Source organism: Micrococcales bacterium (assembly GCA_009784895.1).
GTDB lineage: Bacteria > Actinomycetota > Actinomycetes > Actinomycetales > WQXJ01 > WQXJ01.
On record WQXJ01000042.1, the window covers coordinates 1 to 19650 of the forward strand.

General features: G+C 64.5%; 20 protein-coding genes. 15 read left to right on the forward strand and 5 right to left on the reverse strand.

Features of this window, described 5'->3' with window-relative positions:
* Positions 1-585 (forward strand): ADP-ribosylglycohydrolase family protein (locus FWD29_07825; protein ID MCL2803838.1); only part of this gene is annotated, 585 nt, incomplete at its 5' end.
* Between the two features lie 5 nt (positions 586-590).
* Entirely contained in the window at positions 591-1622 is a 1032-nt protein-coding gene (locus tag FWD29_07830) for a GNAT family N-acetyltransferase (GenBank protein ID MCL2803839.1), read from the forward strand.
* Here FWD29_07830 and FWD29_07835 read toward each other — a convergent pair.
* Positions 1619-4054 (reverse strand): DNA topoisomerase IV subunit A, encoded by a 2436-nt coding sequence (locus tag FWD29_07835; GenBank protein ID MCL2803840.1) that lies wholly within the window; start codon positions 4052-4054, stop codon positions 1619-1621. The genes FWD29_07830 and FWD29_07835 overlap by 4 nt on opposite strands.
* A gap of 106 nt (positions 4055-4160) precedes the next feature.
* Here FWD29_07835 and FWD29_07840 point away from each other — a divergent pair, with 106 nt between their 5' ends.
* Positions 4161-4739 (forward strand): DUF5998 family protein, encoded by a 579-nt coding sequence (locus tag FWD29_07840; protein ID MCL2803841.1) that lies wholly within the window; start codon positions 4161-4163, stop codon positions 4737-4739.
* Positions 4730-5890: an alkaline phosphatase family protein gene (locus tag FWD29_07845; GenBank protein MCL2803842.1), complete on the forward strand. Its 1161-nt coding sequence runs from the start codon at positions 4730-4732 to the stop codon at positions 5888-5890. The genes FWD29_07840 and FWD29_07845 overlap by 10 nt, the downstream gene beginning before the upstream one ends.
* A 20-nt stretch (positions 5891-5910) precedes the next feature.
* Here FWD29_07845 and sepH read toward each other — a convergent pair whose 3' ends face one another.
* Complete coding sequence (gene sepH / locus FWD29_07850) at positions 5911-7035, reverse strand: septation protein SepH (GenBank protein MCL2803843.1); 1125 nt, start codon at positions 7033-7035, stop codon at positions 5911-5913.
* Positions 7036-7212: 177 nt separating this feature from the next.
* Between sepH and FWD29_07855 the strand changes: the two genes are divergently transcribed.
* The 7 genes from FWD29_07855 to FWD29_07885 all read left to right on the forward strand — a co-directional run bounded on the left by FWD29_07855 (position 7213) and on the right by FWD29_07885 (position 10789).
* The gene (locus FWD29_07855) at positions 7213-7467 is read left to right on the forward strand and encodes a type II toxin-antitoxin system prevent-host-death family antitoxin (GenBank protein ID MCL2803844.1); all 255 of its coding nucleotides are present in this window, start codon (positions 7213-7215) and stop codon (positions 7465-7467) included.
* Positions 7464-7868 (forward strand): type II toxin-antitoxin system VapC family toxin, encoded by a 405-nt coding sequence (locus tag FWD29_07860; protein ID MCL2803845.1) that lies wholly within the window; start codon positions 7464-7466, stop codon positions 7866-7868. The genes FWD29_07855 and FWD29_07860 overlap by 4 nt, the downstream gene beginning before the upstream one ends.
* Before the next feature lie 253 nt (positions 7869-8121).
* Positions 8122-8421, forward strand: a complete 300-nt coding sequence (locus tag FWD29_07865; protein MCL2803846.1) for a DUF4193 domain-containing protein — start codon at positions 8122-8124, stop codon at positions 8419-8421.
* A 16-nt stretch (positions 8422-8437) separates the two neighbouring features.
* Positions 8438-8893: a dUTP diphosphatase gene (dut, locus tag FWD29_07870; protein MCL2803847.1), complete on the forward strand. Its 456-nt coding sequence runs from the start codon at positions 8438-8440 to the stop codon at positions 8891-8893.
* The gene (locus FWD29_07875) at positions 8890-9630 is read left to right on the forward strand and encodes a DUF3710 domain-containing protein (GenBank protein ID MCL2803848.1); all 741 of its coding nucleotides are present in this window, start codon (positions 8890-8892) and stop codon (positions 9628-9630) included. The genes dut and FWD29_07875 overlap by 4 nt, the downstream gene beginning before the upstream one ends.
* A 2-nt stretch (positions 9631-9632) precedes the next feature.
* Positions 9633-10019: a DNA-binding protein gene (locus tag FWD29_07880; GenBank protein MCL2803849.1), complete on the forward strand. Its 387-nt coding sequence runs from the start codon at positions 9633-9635 to the stop codon at positions 10017-10019.
* Positions 10016-10789, forward strand: a complete 774-nt coding sequence (locus FWD29_07885; protein MCL2803850.1) for a DUF3159 domain-containing protein — start codon at positions 10016-10018, stop codon at positions 10787-10789. Before FWD29_07880 ends, FWD29_07885 begins: the two co-directional genes overlap by 4 nt.
* Positions 10790-10802: 13 nt before the next feature.
* On the opposite strand, the gene FWD29_07890 is transcribed toward FWD29_07885, so the two are convergent.
* A complete protein-coding gene (locus FWD29_07890) occupies positions 10803-11489 on the reverse strand; it encodes a TrkA family potassium uptake protein (protein MCL2803851.1) in 687 nt (228 codons plus the stop codon).
* A complete protein-coding gene (locus tag FWD29_07895) occupies positions 11489-12154 on the reverse strand; it encodes a TrkA family potassium uptake protein (protein ID MCL2803852.1) in 666 nt (221 codons plus the stop codon). The genes FWD29_07890 and FWD29_07895 overlap by 1 nt, the downstream gene beginning before the upstream one ends.
* A 42-nt stretch (positions 12155-12196) precedes the next feature.
* Between FWD29_07895 and FWD29_07900 the strand changes: the two genes are divergently transcribed.
* Positions 12197-14164: an APC family permease gene (locus FWD29_07900; protein ID MCL2803853.1), complete on the forward strand. Its 1968-nt coding sequence runs from the start codon at positions 12197-12199 to the stop codon at positions 14162-14164.
* 49 nt (positions 14165-14213) lie between these two features.
* Positions 14214-15386 (forward strand): TRAM domain-containing protein, encoded by a 1173-nt coding sequence (locus FWD29_07905; GenBank protein ID MCL2803854.1) that lies wholly within the window; start codon positions 14214-14216, stop codon positions 15384-15386.
* A gap of 5 nt (positions 15387-15391) precedes the next feature.
* On the opposite strand, the gene FWD29_07910 is transcribed toward FWD29_07905, so the two are convergent.
* The gene (locus FWD29_07910) at positions 15392-16747 is read right to left on the reverse strand and encodes a hypothetical protein (protein ID MCL2803855.1); all 1356 of its coding nucleotides are present in this window, start codon (positions 16745-16747) and stop codon (positions 15392-15394) included.
* Positions 16748-17189: 442 nt separating this feature from the next.
* On the opposite strand from FWD29_07910, the gene FWD29_07915 reads away from it, so the two are divergent.
* Together FWD29_07915 and FWD29_07920 are read left to right on the forward strand one after the other, a co-directional pair.
* Positions 17190-19109: a hypothetical protein gene (locus tag FWD29_07915; GenBank protein MCL2803856.1), complete on the forward strand. Its 1920-nt coding sequence runs from the start codon at positions 17190-17192 to the stop codon at positions 19107-19109.
* A partial coding sequence (locus FWD29_07920; GenBank protein MCL2803857.1) for a hypothetical protein occupies positions 19100-19650 on the forward strand: 551 nt, incomplete at its 3' end. The genes FWD29_07915 and FWD29_07920, both read left to right, overlap by 10 nt.

Sequence of the window (19650 nt, forward strand, 5' to 3'; positions counted from 1 at the left end):
TACGGCGCCCGGTTCCGCCACTGGCTGGTCATGGACACACCTAAGCCATATGACTCCTGCGGCAACGGCTCGGCCATGCGGGTGGCGGCTGTGGGCTGGCTCTGCCACTCACCGGAGCAGGTTTGCCGCTGGGCCAGCGTCACCGCGCGGGTGACACACAACCATCCCGAGGGCATCAAAGGCGCCGCCGCCACCGCTCTGGCCATCTACCTGGCTCGCACCGGGGCGACCAAAGCGCAGATCAAGGCCCAGATCGAAAAGCGTTTTGACTATGACCTGAGCCGTAGCTTGGACCAAATACGGCCCGGCTACCGGCGTTTCGAAACCTGCCAAGCCACCGTGCCCGAGGCCATAACGGCCTTCCTCGAATCGACCGGCTTTGAAGACACCGTGCGTCTGGCGGTGTCGCTGGGAGGCGATTCCGACACGCTGGCGGCCATCGCCGGTTCAATCGCACAGGCCGCCTATGGCATCCCGTCTGATCTTGTCGACCAGGCCAGGCGTCGCCTAGACCAGCCGCTGCTTGAAGTGATCGAAGCCTTTGACCAGGTGGTGTCAGATGCGCCTCAGCCTCCGGTAATCTGAACAGCGTGACGGGGCCATCACGCAAGCCGCATCTTCTGCCGCGCGGCGAACGCATCAGGGCACCATTTGAGTTGCGCCTGCCACCAGCTCGCCATCAATTGGAGTGGCGCGCTCTGGACAGCCGTGACGCCGCCCAATTTGCCTCCTTAGAGGCGCAGAACTCCGGTCAGATTGCCTCCGAAGAAGCGCCCATCCCGTGGGATGTGGTGATTGCGCCAGGGCCCGATGGCGAACCATGCACCCTGGGCGGGTTCGACCAGGCTGGGGTTTTGCGAGCGGCGGTGGCCTTGCAGCTGTGGCCGCCGGCCGAATCCGGCACCGTTCTGGTGCGCGGCGTGGTTGACCCGGACTGGGCCGGGCGCGGCATTGGTCGCGCCTTGATGGCCTGGGAGGAAGGCCGAGCCCGGCAAATCCTGGCCGGGCTGCCGGGTAACGGGCCGGCCTGCCTGGTGACCTACGTCGATGAAACGGCCGCCAGCCACCGCCGTTTGGTCATGGCGGCTGGCTTTTCGACTTGGCGCAGTTACTACCGCCTGAGGCGTGACCTGCAAGCCCCAATCCCGCATTTCGACCTACCGGACGGAATGCTTTGGCGAGCCAAGGACCAGGTTGATCCAGAAGAGGTCCGCCAGGTTTACAACGTTGCCTCAGCCGATGGTTGGGCGCCAGGCCCAATGCTCAAGGGTCAATGGGACCGGCGCTGGGATGACTACCGCCCAGAATGGTCCAGGCTGGTAGTCGACGGGTCCACCTTGGAAGTTGTCGGTTTTTCCTTGGTCATTCAACGCGAGGAAAGCTGGACCGGCCAACCCCGGCAGGAGACCCTGATCCACCGCCTGGCCGTGGCGCCGTCCCACCGCGGGCGTGGCATTGGCCGGGCCTTGATCTCAAATACGCTGCGGGCAGTAGGAGAATCCGGGCTGCGTTTTTGTGCCTCGCTGGTTGACCCGGAAATGCCGAACGCTTCAACCGCCATGCACGAGGCCTTCGGTTTCTCGCCCACCGGCCAAGTTATTGTCTACACCCTCGACCTCTAGCCGATGCCGGCGATGGGGCCGGTCAGTGGGCTGCCGGACATATCGCGGCGCTGGTCCAACTCAGGCAGTGGCACGGCTTGGCCACCGGCCGCCACCGCCTTGGCCGGCCCGGGCCCAACCCAGGCGTTGATGAGGCAATCTTGACCCTTCAAGAACCGTTGGCAGCGAACCCCGCCGGTGGCGCGGCCCTTAGCTGGGTAGAGCTGAAGTGGTGAGACCTTGCCACTGCCGTCATCGAGTCCAGGCAGGGCGGCTGAGTATCCGGCCACCGAAACGACTTGGGCTGCGTCCAGGTCGCTGACCACCGCGAAGGCCATGGCCCGGTGACCTGAGGCCAGCTTGATTCCGGCCATGCCGCCGGCCGGCCGGCCTTGAGGCCTAACCTGGCTGGCCGGGAAACGCAGCAGCTGGGCGTCAGTGGTGACGAAACAGAGCCAAGCAGTGTCCTCACCCTGGCCGCAGCCAATTACCCGGTCGCCGTCTTTCAGCCCAATGACCTCCCATTCGTCCTTGGCCGGGTGATCCGGTAGGACCCGCTTGACCAGGCCGCCGGCCGTGCCCAGGCACAAGGGCGCGGCGCCGGGTTCAACCGCCGCCAGCCCAACGACCTGTTCGCCTCTGGCCAGTTCAACGTACTCGGACACCGGGGCGCCGGCCGCCAGGGACAGCGGCGCCGCTGTGGGCGGCAAGGCCGGCAGCTCCAGACACTGAATCGCCACGGCTCGTCCAGTGGAGGTAATTGCCGCTACCCGGCCGCGGGTGGTGGCCGGGACCAAAGCAGTCAAGGCGTCGTGAGCGGCGCGCTCGCCTACGCGAGTGGGGTAGGCGGCATCGGCGGTGCGGGCCAACAAACCGGTTGCGCTCAACGCCACCCAGCACGGCGCGTCTGCAACCTCAAGTGGTGCGGCACTGGCGGCGCGGCGGCCAGCCACAGGCGCCTCGGTTCCGGCACTGTCTAGGAGGATGGTGCGACGGGGCGTGCCATGTTCGGCCGCCACCTGGGCCAGCTCCTGGCTGACAAGGAGGCGCAGCAGGCTATCGGAGCCCAAAATGGCTTCGAGTTCGGCGATCTCCTTGGCCAATTGGCTGGCCTCGGCCTCTAACTCCAAACGCGAAAACTTGGTCAAGCGGCGCAGACGTAGCTCAAGGATGAACTCAGCCTGGGCCTGGCTCAAGTCGAAAACCGACATCAGGCGCTGGCAGGCTTGGGCGGCGTCATCGGAGGAACGAACCACTTCAATTACCTCGTCGATGTTCAGTACCGCCACCAGCAAACCTTCAACCAGGTGCTGGCGTTCGAGTCGTGTGGCCAGGCGGTGGGCGGTACGGCGGCGCACAATTACCAGGCGGTGGTCAACAAACACTTCAAGCAGTTCACGCAAACCAAGCGTGCGCGGCTGACCTTCGACCAAAGCGACAGAGTTGATCGAAAACGAATCCTCCAGCGGCGTTAGCCGGTACAACTCGCCCAGCACCGCTTCGGGGTTGAAACCGGTCTTGACCTCGATCAACAGCTTCAGACCGTGTTTGCGGTCAGTCAAATCGGTGACCGCACTGACGCCCTGCAGGCGCCGCGACTGGACCTGGTCTTTGATCTTTTCGATAACCTTTTCCGGGCCCACCAGGTATGGCAGCTCGGTCACCACAATGCCTTTGCGTCTGGAGGTGATTGGCTCAATCCGGGCCATGGCCCGGGTGCGGAAGGAACCGCGGCCGGTGGCGTAAGCCTCCCGGATGGCCTCCAGGCCCACAATCTTGCCGCCGCCGGGCAAATCTGGCCCAGGCACATGAAGCATCAGGTCTTCGAGCGAAGCGGTGGGGTGGGCAATCAAATGGCGGGCGGCCGCCACCACTTCAACTAAGTTGTGGGGCGGCATGTTGGTGGCCATACCGACGGCGATGCCGGCGGCCCCATTGACCAGCAGGTTCGGGATGGCGGCCGGTAGGACCTCAGGTTGGGTTAGGGAGGAATCATAGTTGGGGCCAGAGTCGACCATATCCTCGTCCAGGCCGCTGGTCATGGCCATGGCGGCCGGCGCCAGGCGGGCCTCGGTGTAACGGGAGGCGGCCGGGCCGTCATCGAGCGAACCGAAGTTGCCGTGCCCATCTATTAGCGGCAAACGCATAGTGAAAGACTGAGCCAAGCGAACCAGGGCGTCGTAAATGGCGCTGTCGCCGTGCGGGTGGAGGCGTCCCATGACATCGCCCACCACCCGGGCGGATTTGACATGCGGCCGGCTGGGCCACAAGCGCATCTGCGACATTTGGTACAAAATGCGGCGTTGGACCGGTTTCAGTCCGTCGCGGGCGTCCGGCAGAGCCCGGGCGTAGATAACCGAATAGGCGTACTCCAAGAACGAAGCTTCCATTTCCTGGGTGACGTCGACATCAGTAATGCGTTCGGCAACAACCTGGCTGCCACTACGCGGCATCGGGCCCCCTAGGCGGCTAGTGATTCGACGGGTTTCCAGGCTAACCGCAACGAGCCAATCGAGAGAGAAAACCACGCCGGGCCCGCGGTTCTGCTTTGATACATGTATGAGCGACGTGACGGCCCTAATCCGCCAGGAGCTGGACAAAGTTGGTTACTTCCCGGATCTGGTCGAAGGCATGATCGACCTGGCACTGGCCTGCGAACAGCCAACTAGCTTTCTGGTAGTGCCTGAATCGACGCTGGGGGAGGGCACAATCGGCTGGCATGTGACCTTCCTGGCCATAACGCCAACCCGCCTGGTGGTGGTCCATATTGACGACGCCGACCTGGTAGACGGCAAAACGACGGCGGCTTCGACTTCCACGGCCGCCAAACTCGAGTCCATCAAACAGGTGCGCGTGTCCCAAATGATTGACAACCCGGCCGAATACTCTGGCCCGGACCATGACCGCCTGCTGACGGTGTCAGTTAGTTGGGGTATGGCCACTTCGATCGAGGTGGAACCTGCCGGCTGTGCCGACCCGGGCTGCGAAGCCGACCACGGCTGGCAGGGTACGGCCTCCACAGAGGATGCCGGTTTTACCGTCTCGACCGATGTCAACGGCCCAGAGTTAGTTGTGGCCGCCATGGAGTTCACCCGCCGGCTGATCGACGCCCAGGTAGCGGCCAAATCGTGTCAATAACGCCGCCTGATTGGGTTTGCCCGCCGGCCTACCGCGGTGGCGCCCTGGCCTGCTGCCTGCCAACTGCGGCGGCCGTGGCCGGACTCGATTTGCCGCCCATTGACCAAGACCCGGGCCTGGCGCCGTTGCCCGGCGGTGTCACCCTTTCCGGAGCCAAAGGCGTCGTTGTCATCCTGGTTGACGGCCTAGGGGTGGAAAACTTGGCCGCTCGCCGCGGCCACGCCCCGACTCTTGGCGCTTTGCCGGCGGCCGATTGGGTGACCGGTTTTCCCTCCACCACTGTGACCTCTCTGGCCACATTTGGTACCGGCCGTCCACCCGGTTTGACCGGCCTGGCCGGCTATTCGCTGCGCGACCCGGCCACCGGCCGGCGGGCCCAGCTGATCAACTGGGATACCCCAACCGAGCCAGAGACTTGGCAATGTGAACCGACCTACTTTCAACGGTTGGCCGCCGCCGGGACGCCCACCAACCTGATAGGGGAGGAGCGGTTTGCGGCATCGTCCATGACCCGCTGCTCCCTGCGCGGCGGAGTCTTCTCCGGCGTTGGCCAGGCATCTGATCGTGTCCCTAAAACCGTCGACTTGGCCAAGTCTGGTGCCCGCCTGATCTACCTTTACTGGGGCGAACTAGACAAAGTCGCCCACCAGAAGGGCTGGACTGGCCCGGACTGGTCCAGCGCCTTGGAGTACCTTGACTCGGCTGTCAAAGACTTGCTGAACCAGCTGCCGGCTGGTTGGGAGGTTTGGTTGACGGCAGATCACGGCGTGGTTGACGTCGGTAAGCGGGTCGACTTGGCCACTTTGCCGCATCTCAATGAGGGTGTGGCCGTTGCCGCCGGCGAACCCAGGACCTTGCACCTTTACACCACAGCCGGTACCGATCCTGAGCCGGTGGCCCAGCGATGGATTGACTTCCTGGGGGAGCAGGCCTGGGTCCTGACCCGCCAACAGGCCACCGAAGCTGGACTGTTTGGCCAGGTCAGCCAGCGTGCTCTGCCCTATTTGGGCAATGTTGTGGTAGCTATGGCTGGTTCGATGATCATCGAAGACTCACGTGTCCAAACGGCCTCAGGCTTGGCCATGAAGGCCCACCACGGCTCACTGACAGCGCTGGAGATGCGGGTGCCGCTGCTGCGCGCCAGCTGCTAGGCAGGTTTGACAGGGTCGGTCTAATCCTCAGCTTTGGGCGCGCCGAAGACAATCTCATCCCAGCTGGGCACCGAGGATCGTTTGGCCCGCCCCCCACGGGCCGGTTTGGCTTGGTCTTCTGGGTCGGCTTGGGCTGCGGCCGGGTCCGATGCCGGCGGTTGGGCATTTTCAGCCACTGGGCCTGGTAGTGGCTCGGGCAAATCAGGCGTTCTGTCCTTGAGCGAAATCCGCTCAGTGGTTGAGCCGGGGTCTTGGGGAGCCGCATCGCCAAGGGCGTTTTCCAGGGTGTATGCCGAATAGGCCGGCAAGGTTGCGGGTTCAGCTGGGGCTGGGGTCTGGGCCGGGTCTACCTCGGTCAGCTGGCGCAATTCGAGCACGTCGCCGTCCAAGGCTGAGGGGGTCGGCTCCAGGCCCTGGTCGACCGGTCCGCGCAGTCCGCGCTGGTCCATTAGCTCATCAAGCAGAGATAGCTGGTTGGTGTCGGCCGTGGGCGGTGAGATATCCGGGGCGAATTCATCGAACTCATCGTCCCCAGAGGCGACGGCTGTGAGGTGGCGGCGGGCCGCCGGCAAGGGCGAATCGGGTAGTTCCAGTTCGGTCATCCACTCGGCCGGCTCGTCTAGAGGCGTCAGGGTGCGGCCGGTCAAGTCAACTAACCAGCGGGCCGTGCGCATTTCGCCGTCCAGATCAAAGTCGAGGCGACAGATCCAGCGCCCATCATGGTGGTATGCGTCCCAATCGAGTGAATCGAGTTCAACCCCTTTGGCAGCCAGACGCTCAGCGGTGACCTGCTCAAGGGTTGGCGCGCTTTCCTCCCGGTTGATTTGGATGGCTCTTGACCGCTCGGCGACGTAGGCGCGTTCATCCATCACCGGAGCGGCGTAGCGGGTGACCACCTCGGCCGGGGCGTTGGCCTCTTTGGCCAACTGGGCCGGGTCAGCCCCGGCCCTAACCAGGGCCTGGATGTCCTTGGGTTTGAGATCATCCGGCATTTCCTGGGGTACGGCCTCTGGTAGTGGTGGCCGGCCGGCGGCTCGAACCGCGGCCCTCAATTCGTGGTTCACCTCTACGGCGAATTCGGTGTCATCCGGTCCCACCAGGATCAGGCGGTCGCCCTCCTGGCGGTCATACCGCAACACGTCCATTAGCCATCCTTCCCTAGCATCCTGTCTGAGGCTGCCACAGGCGGCGTTGCACTGGTGTGATCTGGGCCGGTGTGCCGCAACACGCTGCCCGGACAAGCCCGGGGCAGCTGGTTGACCCGAGAGCCATACCTCGCCTGGCTGCCCCATCGACCTGACCTAGTCTAGTAGACTAGAACCATGGCGTCGGTTGTAGTAAATGCCTATGAGGCCAAGACGCGCCTGTCTCAGCTAATCGCTCAAGCTGAACAAGGCGACGATGTGACTATCGCGCGGCGCGGCAAACCCGTCGTGCGGCTGGTGCCGTTGACGGAACCGCCGCAACGTGAGCTTGGCTTTCTTGGCGGCGTGCTGTCTAGCGAATCTGACAACGAGCTGCTGGCCCCTCTTGACGGCGAGGAGCTGTCGCACTGGGATGTCGGAGACACCCTGTGAGGGTTCTGGTCGACACCCACGCCCTGTTGTGGGCGTTGGACAAACCGAGGCGCTTGCCCAAGGCGGTGCGCCAGCTGTTGGAAGCCGGCGGCACCGAGATCCTAGTGTCGGCGGCCACCGCTTGGGAGCTTGGGATCAAACACCACAAAGGCAAATTGCCTGAGGCACAGTCCTTGTTGGCCAATTGGGATCCCTACCTCAATCGCCTTGGCGCGGTGCAGCTGCCGATCACTCACGCCCACGCTCGGTTGGCCGCCGCACTGAACTGGGAGCACAACGACCCATTTGACCGCATGCTGGCGGCCCAGGCGATCACTGAAAGTCTGCCTTTGATCAGCGCCGACCAGGTCTTTGACCAAGCACTGGGCCTGAGACGTTGGTGGGACCGCCTCCCCGACTAGGACCTCGCCGGAAAAGAAGACATCAGCGGGCGAGGGTAGCTCCTTGACCGGCTGAGGCGCAGGTGGCGCTGTTAGAGTTGCGCAGCACCCGGCGCGGGATTGAGCCGGTTAGGTCAGGGCTGTAACAGAGCGTAACTCGGGTAAGCACAACGCCCTCAGCCGTGCTACTCTATGGCCGCTTTCCGTTGACGGGCGCCATCCACCGGCCTTGGTCATCGGTTACTTCGAAGAGAAAGTGGGACAGAACCAGGCAATGGCTACTGACTACGACGCTCCTCGTAAGAACGATGAGGACCTAGCACAAGACTCCTTAGAGGAGCTCAAGGCCAGGCGCGCCGAAAAGTCGGCATCTGTGGTCGATGAGGACGAGGCGGACGCGGCAGAAGGCTTCGAACTGCCCGGCGCCGATCTGTCTGACGAGGAACTATCGGTTCGGGTACTGCCCAAACAAGCCGATGAGTTCATGTGCGGTTCATGCTTCCTGGTTCACCACCGCTCCCAACTGGCCAGCGAATCCAATGGCGTCATGATTTGCACTGAGTGCGATTCCTGAGGCTAGAGTCGAATCCGTGGATGATCGCCTCGAGGTCCTGGTCCAGCGAGTTGACCTGGGCCTGGAGTTGCCGGCCTATCAACACCCGGGCGATGCCGGGCTGGACCTTTGCGCCACTGCGGACCTTGACCTGGGCCCAGGCGAGCGGGCCACCGTCTCGACTGGAATCGCCATTGCCTTACCGCCCGGTTATGTTGGCCTGGTCCACCCGCGCAGCGGCTTGGCCGCGCACCATGGCCTGACGGTTGTCAACGCGCCCGGCACGGTCGATGCCGGCTACCGCGGTGAGATCAAGGTCACCCTGCTCAACACCGACCTAACTGACACCATCAGCCTCAAGCGCGGCCGGCGCATTGCCCAGCTGGTGATACAGCCAGTGGTGACAGCCCGGCTAATCGAGGTAGACGCCTTACCCGGATCGGCCCGCGGCCAAGACGGGTTCGGTTCGACCGGTCAGGAGACCAAGCCATGAGTCCGTTGTTCCGCCGCAAATCCCGTGACGACCAGGAGCCAGAGGCCAGCGACGGGCCTGAGGAGGCGCCTAAGGCCAGCCAGGATGACGCCAACGATCAGTCGCCGGACCTTGGCAGCGACAGCCAAGGTCCATTTGACCTGGCCGAGCAGCCGGAGCTGGGCCTGCGATTGGACCTGGGAGCGATCCGCTTACCGGTCCGCCCAGGGATGAACGTCCGGATGGATGTTGACCGGGCATTGGGCAAACCGGTGGCCGTGGCGGTGACTCACGACGGTTCAACCCTGCGTCTGCAGGCCTTCGCCGCCCCCAAGACCTCCGGTTTGTGGGATAAGGTCCGTGACGAATTGTTGCTTCAGGCAAAACAAAGCGGCGGCCAGGCTGAGGTGGTTGAGGGTGTATTTGGCGCTGAAGTCAAGGCCCAAATGCCGGCCAAGGGGGCCAGCGGCCAGACAACCAAACAGAAAATGCGCTTCATTGGCGCAGACGGCCCGCGCTGGTTCCTGCGCGGCCGGATAACTGGCCAGGCCGCCCAAAAGGACGACCCAGTCCCCTGGTTAGAGGAGGTCTACCGGGGGATCGTGATAGTGCGTGGCACCGAGGCCCGCCCGCCCCGTGACCTGCTGCCGCTGCACCCGCCGGGTGAGGTCCCGGCATCGGACAACCAAAGCCAACCGGCTGAAGGCGCCACCGACCAGATCATGCGTCGCGGGCCAGAAATCACCGAGATTCACTGAGTATGAAGCCGCTTGCCAGCCTGGCACAGGCGCTGCGTCGCATCTTGACGCCGCCAGAGGAGCTCGAGGCTGGAGCCGAGCGGGCGGCGGCCCAGGTGGCTGGCACCACGCCGGTGGCAAACCTGGCCGGCCGCCAACACTTCCGGGTATCTGGTCTGATCCGGTCGGTCGCGACGACCGGTCGGGGCCAACCGCCAGGCTTTGAACTGGACCTATTTGACGGCACCGGTTCGCTGCGGGTGGTTTGGCAGGGCCAGCGGGCCATTTTGGGCCTAGACGCCGGCCGGCACCTGATTGTCGAGGGGTTGGTTTCGATTGAAGGTGGCGGACGGGCGGTCATGCGCAACCCTCACTACCAGCTAGTACCGTCAAAGCGGGCCACGGCATGAACCAACCAACGGGCTGGCGGGCGCTGCTGGCTGAGGAGTTCAACTGGTCTGAGGCCATGGGTGGGCCGCGTGGTATGGCCGAATCGGTTGCGCCAGGGTTGACCTTTGTTATCTGCTTCGTCATTTGGCAGTCCCTGTGGCCGGCCTTGATTCCGGCCGTGGCCTTGGCCTCGGTGCTGGCGGTGGTCAGGCTGATCCAGCGTGGCTCGGTTATGGGCGCCGTCTCGGGTTTGGGCGGCATTGGTGTGGGCGCTATCTGGGCCGCCATCACTGGCCAACCGCAAGATGTCTACGCCTGGGGGCTGTGGGTCAACGGCGCCTACGGGGCCGGCTCACTGTTGACCATAGTGTTTCGTTTCCCTTTGGTGGCGATGGTGGTGGCGGTGCTGACATTCCGGGGAGGTGCCGTCAGGGCCGATGCCGATCTGATGCGTCGGTCATATCAGTCGACTTGGCTTTTGGTGGCCATGTTTGCCGCTCGTTTGGCAGTTCAGTTGCCGCTTTACTTTGGCGCCAAGGTGGCGCTGCTCGGTACGGTCAAGCTGGCCATGGGTTTCCCGCTGTTCGCCTTGGTGCTTTGGCTGTGTTGGCTGATTATGCGCCCGGCCTTGGCCCAGGCCAAAGCCGAGGCCGCAGCCAAAGCAGAAACTACCGCGGCCGAAGCAGCCGCGCCGATCGACGGGGCCCTGGTCGGAGATGAAGCTGGTGACGCTCCATGCGATGACGGCGGCGCGACCGAGCCGGGCGAAACCGACGGAACGGTCGACTAGGCCGAGCCAACAGCTAGTCGTCTCCGGGTTGGCTGAGGGGCTCATCGGGGTGGAGCATGGCCTGGAGTTCTTCGGTTGCCACCGACGTGGCCACGAAAATGAGCTCATCGCCGCCCTCGAAAACCAGGTCAGCCTCAGCCGGCACCGGCCGGGCGTCACGCACAATCGCCGCCAGCACCGCTTCAGGCGGCCACTGCATGTCGCCGGCTCGTTGACCGACAAGGGTTGAGGTTTCCGGCAAGGTCACCTCAACCAGGTCGGTCTCGGATTGGTGGAAAGTGAAGATGCGGACCACGTCACCCACGGCCACGGCCTCTTCAACCAGGGCGGTCATAATCCGCGGGGTGGACACGGCCACGTCAACGCCCCAAACCGAATCGAACATCCACTCGTTTTTGGGGTTGTTGACCCGGCCCACCACCCGGGGCACACCAAACTCGGATTTGGCCAACAAGGCCAAGACCAGGTTGACCTTATCGTCGCCAGTGGCCGCCACCACGACATCGGCCTTGACCAACTCTGCCTTGGTCAGCAGCGACAATTCGGTGGCATCGGCCAAGACCCAGTTGGCCTCAGGCACTTGGCCCAGCTCCATGGCGGCTGGGTCCTTGTCCAAAATGGTGATGTCGTGTCCACGCGAGGCCAGTTCAGCCGCGATCGACCGGCCCACGGAACCGGCTCCGGCAATGATTACCTGCATCACTCCTCCGCTTCAGGTGGGCGGGCCAAGGTGCGTTCGGCCTCAGCCACCTGGTCGGTTGCGGTGGCCAGATAGAGACGGTCACCGGATTGGAAAACCATGTCCGGGCCAGGGGTTTCGGCCCGGCCCAGGCGGCTAATGAAAGCCACCCGGCCGCCGGCCACCCGCTCTAGCTCGGTCAGATTTGAGCCAACCCAATCGGGGTGAACGTCGATCACCGAGATCGAGATTTGGCCGGTGGGGTCTTGATACTCGGTGATGGCCCCAGATGGCAGAACCGACCTGAGGACTTGGTCAGCCGCCCAAGGCACGGCCGCCACCGTGGCAATGCCCAAACGCTCGTAGACCTCGGCCCGGTTGTGGTCGTAGATCCTGGCGACCACGTTTTCCACGCCGAAAGTCTCGCGGACCACCCGGGCGGCCAAGATGTTCGAATTGTCGCCAGAAGAAACCGCGGCGAAGCCAAAGGCTTCGCCTATGCCGGCCTCAGACAGGATGTCCTTGTCAAAACCAAGGCCAGTGATGCGCCGGCCAGAGAAGCCATCTGCCAGGCGCCTAAACGAAGTCGGGTTCTGATCAACTACGGCTACCGAGTGGCCGTGGGCCTCAAGGGCTGAGGCGGAGGCGGCACCGACCCGGCCGCAACCCATGACAACGAAGTGCACAGCCTCGATTCTTCCATCAAATTCAAGAGCTAGGCTGGCAGGGTGAGCGATCTCACGGGCGTGTTGCGTCGGCTTGTGCTGGGGCGCAGCGGACGCGCCTTTGGACCTGGCCCGGTGGGCAGGGCCTCGGTTAGGGTCCGCTGGGCGCTGCCAATGCTGGCGCCTGACGCTCTCAGCGCGGTGGCCTACGCCCCGGATGAGATCCTGATCATGCTGGGTGCAGGTGGCTTGGCCGCCCTGGCGGCAGGGCCCTGGGTGGGCCTTGGCATCGCGGCACTAATGGCAGTGGTAGTCGCCTCTTACCGCCAAACCATCAAGGCCTATCCACGCGGCGGTGACTATCAGGTCGCCCGGGAGAATCTTGGGCCGCTGGCCGGGGTCGCCACCGGTGGGGCCATGATGGTCGACGCACTGTTGACTGTGGCGGTCTCGATCACGGCCGGGGTTGGTTACCTGGTCGCGATTTGGCCGTCGGTCGAACGCTACCGCGTCGAAGTCAGCATTGTCTTGGTGCTGGTGATGACTCTGGTGGCACTGCGCGGCTCGAAGTCGATTGGGCCAGTTGTGATTGGCGCCGTTTACGCTTTCCTCCTGGTCTTGGCTGTGGCTGGCCTAGTCGGTCTGATCCGGTTTTTTGCCGGCGCCTTGGAACCTGTCGCGGTCAGCCAGGCGGCCGCCGAGGCGGCCGTGGCCACCAACGCCGACGCGGCCGATTTGGCCCAGCCACCGGGCGGGGCCGAGGCCGCCTTGACTGGCTTGGCCTGGGCCGGCTTGGTGCTGCGGGCCTTCGCCGCCGGTGCCGTGGCGCTGACCGGTGTCCAAGCCATCTCACAGGCCACCGGGATTTTCCGCGAGCCGAAAGCCCGCAACGCCGCCCGGTCGCTGTCATTTCTTGGCCTGGCCTGTGGCGGCCTGCTTCTAGCGGTGCTAGTGATGGCCAAACACCTTGAACTGCTGGCCACCGCGGAAAAGTCCCCAGTCTTGGCCCAGATCTTTTCCGCCATCTACGCCCCGGTCGGTTTCCTGGCCGCCTTGTCCACGCTGGTGGTGGCGATGCTGCTGGCGGTGGCCGCCTCAACCGCCTTCAGGTGGGTGCCGAACCTCATGTCACTGCTGGCCCACGACGCCTATCTGCCTAAACAGTTCTACCGCCGGGGCGACCGGAGGGTGGCCGCCCACGGCATTTTGACCTTGGGCGTCGGCTCGGCCCTGCTGATCTGGTTATTCGACGCTTCGCTAACCCGCCTAATCCAGCTCTACATCGTGGGCGTTTTCACCTCGTTTACTCTGTCCGGCCTAGGCATGATCCGTCACTGGAACGGCCAGATGCGACTGGTCAAGACCACCCAAGATAGACGCAAGATTGTCTTGTCAAGGTTGGTAAACGGCATCGGCCTGGGGGCCACCTCGATCACGTTAGCGGTCGTGGTGGTGACAAAGTTCACCCACGGCGCCTGGGTTTCGCTGCTGCTACTGGGGTTGGCGGTGGTGCTGATGGGTCGGGTCCACGCCCACTACCAGCGCCTAGAGGAGGAGTTGGCGCCGCCGCGGGATGACCCAAGCGTTAACGCGCTGCCCAGCCGGGTCCACGCCATAGTGCTTGTTTCCGCCGTCTCCAAATCCACCGCCCGGGCCATCGCCTACGCCAGGGCGACCCGGCCGTCCACGCTTGAGGCCCTGACAGTCCGGCTGGACCACGCCCGCCTGGCCAAGTTGCGCCGCGACTGGGACAAGGCTGGCCTGCCGGTGCCGCTGCGGGTGATGGATGCGCCCAGCCAGGAACTGACCCGGCCGGTGATAGAACACATCAAAGAAATCCGGCGGCATTCGCCACGCGACCTGGTTGTGCTTTACATCCCTGAGAAGATCGTGGGCCACTGGTGGGAGAAATGGCTGCACAACCGTTCGGCTGCGCGGCTAGCCACGCGGCTGCGGCGGCTGCCAGGAGTGGTCATCGCCTCGGTGCCGTGGCAGCTCGAGTCGGTCCGCCGGCGCGGCGGCCTTGACTGACGGTCTGGTAGAGCTGACCGCCGGGCCTTGGGCTCATGGCGGTTCATGTGTGGCGCGCCTGGACGGGCAAGTTGTCTTTGTGCGCCTGGCGCTACCGGGCGAGCGGGTGCGGGTGCAGTTGACGGCGCGGCGGGCGAAGTTTCTGCGGGCCGATGTGGTCGAGGTGCTCGAAGCCTCACCTGACCGGGTGGCCCATCCTTGGCCCGAGGCTGTCGCCGGCCAGGTGGGCGGTATGGACATGGGGCATGTCGCACCGGCTGCAGCCCGGGCCGCCAAGGCCGGTGTTGTGCGTGATCAGCTGCGCCACCAGGCCGGTGTGGACTGGCCGGTTGAAGTCGCTGCCGTGGGTGATGGCCTGCCAACAGGCTGGCGTGGGCGGGTTGATTTGTCGGCCGATGACGGTGGCAACCTTGGCATGTTTCGTCCCAAAAGCCGCTCGTTTGTGTCCCTGTCATCACTGCCTATGGCGGTGGCTTCGATTCAGGCCATGGGGCTGTTTGACCGGGTTTTCCCACCAGGCCGGGTGACGGCGGTGGCGCCTTCAGACTCTGAGCCTTTTGTGGTCAGCGGTGGCCAGGTGGCGCCGCGCCGGCGCGAGTTGGTCGAGGTGGGCGGGGCGTGTTTCCGCTATCAGCTCGATGGCCTCGGTTTTTGGCAGCCACATGTGGCGGCGCCGGCTTGCCTGGTCGGGGCCGTGCTTGATGGCGCCGGGGCGGGCGATCTGGCTGGGGCAACCATCTGGGATTTGTACTGCGGCTCTGGGTTGTTCACTGTGCCGCTGGCTGGGGCCGTGGGCCAGGCCGGCCAGGTGGTTGGGGTCGAAGCTGGCCGGCAGGCGGCGTTAGATGCCCGGGCCAATTTGGCCATTTGGGGCGACCGGGTCAAGGTCATCCGGGCCGATGTAGCCGCTGCGCTGCAAAGAGACATTGGCGCCCGCCGGCGGCGCCGGCGATCTGGCACCGGGCCGGAACCCAGTGACTTGTTGCCTCGGCCCGATTTGGTCGTGCTTGACCCGCCCAGGGCAGGAGTTGGGGCCAAAGTGGTGGCGGCGCTGGTTGAGGCGGCCCCGGCCCGGGTGGTCTACGTCTCGTGTGAGCCTTCAACACTGGCCCGCGACTTGGCCGGCCTGCTGGCTGGCGGTTACCAAGTGGCTGATTTGGCCGGTTTTGATTTGTTTCCGGGCACCTGGCACGTTGAGACGGTCACCACATTGGTGCGTTGACCTCCCTAGCCGACGTGGGCGGCAATCCAGCCGTAGGCGGCAGCTAGGTCGATGGCGCCAATGGCCTCGTCTTGGGAGTAAACAGTGTCCGGTGGTGAGGTCGTGGCCACCACCGCCGGCGGGCGGACGGCTTTGCCAGCAATGTCATAGATGGTGACGATGGTTTCACCCAAGTGGCCAGAAAAGCCCGTGCCGCTGCCCGATGAGGGCACATAGTTGCCGGAGACGGCGCCTGGGCGCAGCGAGACCACAGCGATCGACTTGCAGGTGTCTTTGTCTTTACACAGTTTGGCCGCCGGGATGCCGTTCCAGTCCTTGCCACGCACGCCGTTGGCAATCGAGTCGCCATCATCCGAGCTGACAACGATGGGGCCGGCAATGTGGTTGGCGTTGCCGGCGGTGGCCCAGCCGGCGTTGATAGTGGTGTCCATCCAAGCGCTCAAGTCAGAGCTGGTGGCCTTGTATTCTGCCTCGATCCGGCGCTCCTCGCGCGTCATTGTGCCGCCGGGCACCAGTTTTTTCTGGTCGACACTGCCAGGGTCGAGGTCGTTGAGGGTTTCGAGGTTGGGCAAGGTCTCGGGGATTTTGGTAATCAGGTCCAGGGTCTCGGTCGAAACCCCCTCCAGGGCGCATTTGCCGTCAACGGAGATGCAAATGTTCAGGTCTTTGAGGTTGGTCAGGCCGGCCAGATCCTCTGGCTGCCAATCGGCATCCGGGTGGATCTTCAGGCTGAGTGAGGCCAGGGCGGGCAGGCGACTGGCGATGTTAGCCCACTGGGGGTCTTCCAGTTTTTCTGAATAGGCCGTCAAAGTGACCAAGGACTGCATCATCGGTAGCTGCCCGGGCGGCAAGTCGCCGTTGATTGTCAGGCTGGTGGCGTTTTCGATCCGTCCCAGCGCAACCAAAGCCAACGGATTGGCCGTGGCTTCTTCTTGGGTGACCTTTAGCAGAGCGTCAACTTTGGCCAGGCCCAAAAGCGGCACGGCAGGGGCAAAGGCCAAGTCAGTGATGACGACCTCAACATCGGCACAGTTCAGGGGCTTGGCCAGGGCTTTTGCCAGCACAGCCGGATCTGGCACGGCCTTGCCGGTGTCGTGGTCAAAGTCGTTGCCCAGGCGCAGAGCGTACCCACCGGCGACCGACTCGAACCTAACACCGGCTGTGTCAGGATCTGAGTTGACCTGCTCGAGGGCTTTGTCGACGTCCTGGCGCGAGATTTCGGCCGCCTTGGCGCACCGGGGTTCAGGGGTGAACTTCGGGTCCTTGATGGTCTCAACGCTGGCGGCACAGCCGGCCATAGTCATGACCACGGCTGTGGCGATGGCGGCGGCAGCGGCCGCTTTGGCTTTGACTCGGCGCAATCGACTGCCCTCCTAGATAACGGGCGAAGCCTACTTGGTCAAGGTGAATTGGGCTAAGCCTGTTGGGGCCAATCCTATGGCCCAGTTTGGCGCCGCCCCAGGACCCAACCAGCCTGCGCCGGTCACCAAACAACCCCCAAAACCGCGAGTCCAGGCTTTCGCACCATCGCCAATCCCGCGAGTTCAGGCTTTGGCAGCACCGGTGCCACGGAGTGACTGGGACTGGCGGGATGTTGGTGTCGGTGGCCTCACTGGTCAGCAGGCCAGGCCATCAAGGCCGCTTGAGCTGGCCTTTGGCCTGGTCTTCGACGAAGTTATCCACAGGTAATCTGCCTCCGGTTACGACCCGGTCGGTTTTCCTCTACGGTGAAAGCCGGGTCAAGTGGGTGAGCCACCACAGGCGGTTTGTGTCGCAGTGGTGGCCAAGCAAAAAGGTTGAAGTATGAAGCCAGGTATCGGCTCAGACCCGCCCCAAATTGAGGGTCTGGGCGAGGGCAAACTGGTTCTGGCCGGTCCGGCTGCCGAGGTCTATTCCTTTATCGACACTCATTCCTCTCGCCCCATCCAGGTCAAGCTTTCGGTCGCCTCGGCCGGATTTGACGCCGCCGGTCGAATCGACCGCGAGGCTAGAATCCTGGGCAAACTGGCTGGTCTGGGTGGCGTGCCGGTCAAGTTGGGTGCCGGCCGCCTGGGTGACGGGCGCAGCTTCTTGACCACTCACCACCTAGACGGGCCAGCCTTGGCCGAGTTGATCAGGCGCGGCCCACTGTCCTGGGAAGCGGCCGCCCGCTTGATCATCGCTTTGGGCGAGGTGCTAGGTCCGGTCCACCTGCGCGGTGTGGCTCACCTGGCCCTTGGCCCAACGACCGTGCAAATCACCTCATCCGGTTTGGTCATAAGCGACTTTTCTGACGCCGCCGAGCTCGGTACGACCCTCGAAGTGGCCAAGGCTGACGCGCCATTTGCCGCTCCTGAATTGCTGGCCGGGCGAGGCTTGGCTGACCAGCGGGCCGATGTTTATGCGGCCGCCGCACTGCTCTGCGCGCTAGTCTCTGGCCGGGCGCCCTACCAGGGCAAACAGCCTAGGCATGGTGTCGCGGCTGAGGATTCGCACACGACCGCTGCGGCCGGACCGGTCGCAGCTGTGGCCGGCCTGCCGGCAGTTCTTCAGGCCATTTTGGCCAAGTCTCTTTCGGCCGATGCCGGCGCTCGCCATGCCACAATCGCTCACCTGACAGGGGACCTGGCAGGGGTTCTGGCCCTACCAGATGGCCCGGTGGTGGCCGGTAGGCCTGGGCCAGCGGCCTCAAGCCAAGATCCGGATTTGGCCCCGGCCAAGTCAGAGTTGGCGGCCAAGGCTCAATCCGCCCTGGCCGAGTCAGAGCCGGCCAGGGCAGCGGCCCTGGGGGAGTTAGACCAAGCCGATTCGCCGCAGCCAGCCCCAGCCCCGGCCCGGCCGGCTCTAGTTCTCCCACCTCCTCTCGCACCGGTCTTGATCCGGCCTGAACTGCCAGCGCACCTGGCGCCAGCGGCGGCGTCGAATCCCCCCACTCCAACCACGGCAAAGCTGGCCCCGGCGCCGTTGCCCCTGCCCGTAGGCCTGCCTCGGTTGGTGCCGCCGCCCAACTGGGCCGTCCCAGTGTCGGCTCAGCCGCCCAAGGCCAAGGTGGCCAAAGTCCTTCCGGCCGTCAACACAAGGTCTGCCCCAAGGCCAAGCGGAGCTGACGCGGACGGGGCGCAGGCGCTTGGCGCCGCCCTTCGCCCCGCCTTCCTACCGGTGCGCCCAACCGGCAGAAGAGATTTGCTGAGGGCTGGGGAGACGGCATCGGGCAAAGCCGGAGGCGCCAAACGCCGGCCCAAAGTAGGGCCGTCCCGTGGCCACCTGGGCAGTCAGAGCCGCGGCCGGCCCGGCGGTCAAGCCCAAGATCAGGGCCAAAACCGGTCCGGGCCCTCCATGGCCAAAGGCAGCCGGATCGCCGTCAGCCTGGCAGCCAGCCTGTCCCTACTGGCCGGGGGTGGGGCCGCCTGGCGACTTGGAGGCAGGGTGCCAAATGACGCCATCGCCACGACCTTTACGCCGGTGGAGGTGAAGTCACAGCAGGCGCCCAGCCCGGAAAACGGCCTGGCGACCGTTGACGCCGGGGGCCAGATGGTTTTCACCTGGGATAACCCGGCACCGCAGGCTGGTGACTTCTACGACTGGGTGCTTTTGGGCGAAGGCACCATGGCGCAGCACAACGCGGTCACGACCAACCGCCTGGTTATTCCGGCGCCAGAGTCTGGCGAGGTCATTTGCATCGAGGTCAAACTGGTGCGCCTGGGCGGCCAAACCTCTGAGGTAGGGCTCCAGGTATGCGCGTGAACTGGCTGCCTAGGTGGATCAAGTGGGGTGGAGCGGTGGCGGTGGTCGGCGTTCTGGTGGGCCTGGCCATTAGTAGGCCGGGCTTCCCCGAAGCAGCGGCCGAGCTAAACGACCAGTCGGTTTGGGTCACCAACAGCGCGCAAATGAAAGTTGGCCGCTACAACCAGCCAATCGAGGAGTTGACCGGGGGTTTGCGCGCCACCAGCGCCGGCTTCGACGTGTTGCAGCAGGCCCAGCAGGTGGCCTTGGGCGAGGTTGGCACTGTTCGCCTGATTGACCCGGCCACTGTGACGGCCGGTGAAGGCTCGCGAGCCGATGACCAGGCCGTCTTCACCCTGGGTGGTGGCGTGGTGCTGACAGTTGATGGGGCTGGTTCGCGGGCCTGGCTTCGCCGATTCGACCAGGCCGCCACGCTGCGCACCAACCAAGACAAAGCCTCCTTCGAGCTAGGCAGCGGAGGTGTAGCCACGGTCGCCACCGACGGCACCGTCTACGCCGCCAAAGACGACGGCACACTGCTAAAGGCAGTTCTGGCGGGAGA

What these genes read in the sequence shown, in the direction of transcription:
- FWD29_07835 (MCL2803840.1), bottom strand. Translation starts at nt 4,054, where the DNA reads ATGCCGCGTAGTGGCAGCCAGGTTGTTGCCGAACGCATTACTGATGTC.
- FWD29_07840 (MCL2803841.1), top strand. Translation starts at nt 4,161, where the DNA reads ATGAGCGACGTGACGGCCCTAATCCGCCAGGAGCTGGACAAAGTTGGT.
- sepH (MCL2803843.1), bottom strand. Translation starts at nt 7,035, where the DNA reads ATGGACGTGTTGCGGTATGACCGCCAGGAGGGCGACCGCCTGATCCTG.
- FWD29_07855 (MCL2803844.1), top strand. Translation starts at nt 7,213, where the DNA reads ATGGCGTCGGTTGTAGTAAATGCCTATGAGGCCAAGACGCGCCTGTCT.
- FWD29_07865 (MCL2803846.1), top strand. Translation starts at nt 8,122, where the DNA reads ATGGCTACTGACTACGACGCTCCTCGTAAGAACGATGAGGACCTAGCA.
- FWD29_07875 (MCL2803848.1), top strand. Translation starts at nt 8,890, where the DNA reads ATGAGTCCGTTGTTCCGCCGCAAATCCCGTGACGACCAGGAGCCAGAG.
- FWD29_07880 (MCL2803849.1), top strand. Translation starts at nt 9,633, where the DNA reads ATGAAGCCGCTTGCCAGCCTGGCACAGGCGCTGCGTCGCATCTTGACG.
- FWD29_07885 (MCL2803850.1), top strand. Translation starts at nt 10,016, where the DNA reads ATGAACCAACCAACGGGCTGGCGGGCGCTGCTGGCTGAGGAGTTCAAC.
- FWD29_07890 (MCL2803851.1), bottom strand. Translation starts at nt 11,489, where the DNA reads ATGCAGGTAATCATTGCCGGAGCCGGTTCCGTGGGCCGGTCGATCGCG.
- FWD29_07915 (MCL2803856.1), top strand. Translation starts at nt 17,190, where the DNA reads ATGAAGCCAGGTATCGGCTCAGACCCGCCCCAAATTGAGGGTCTGGGC.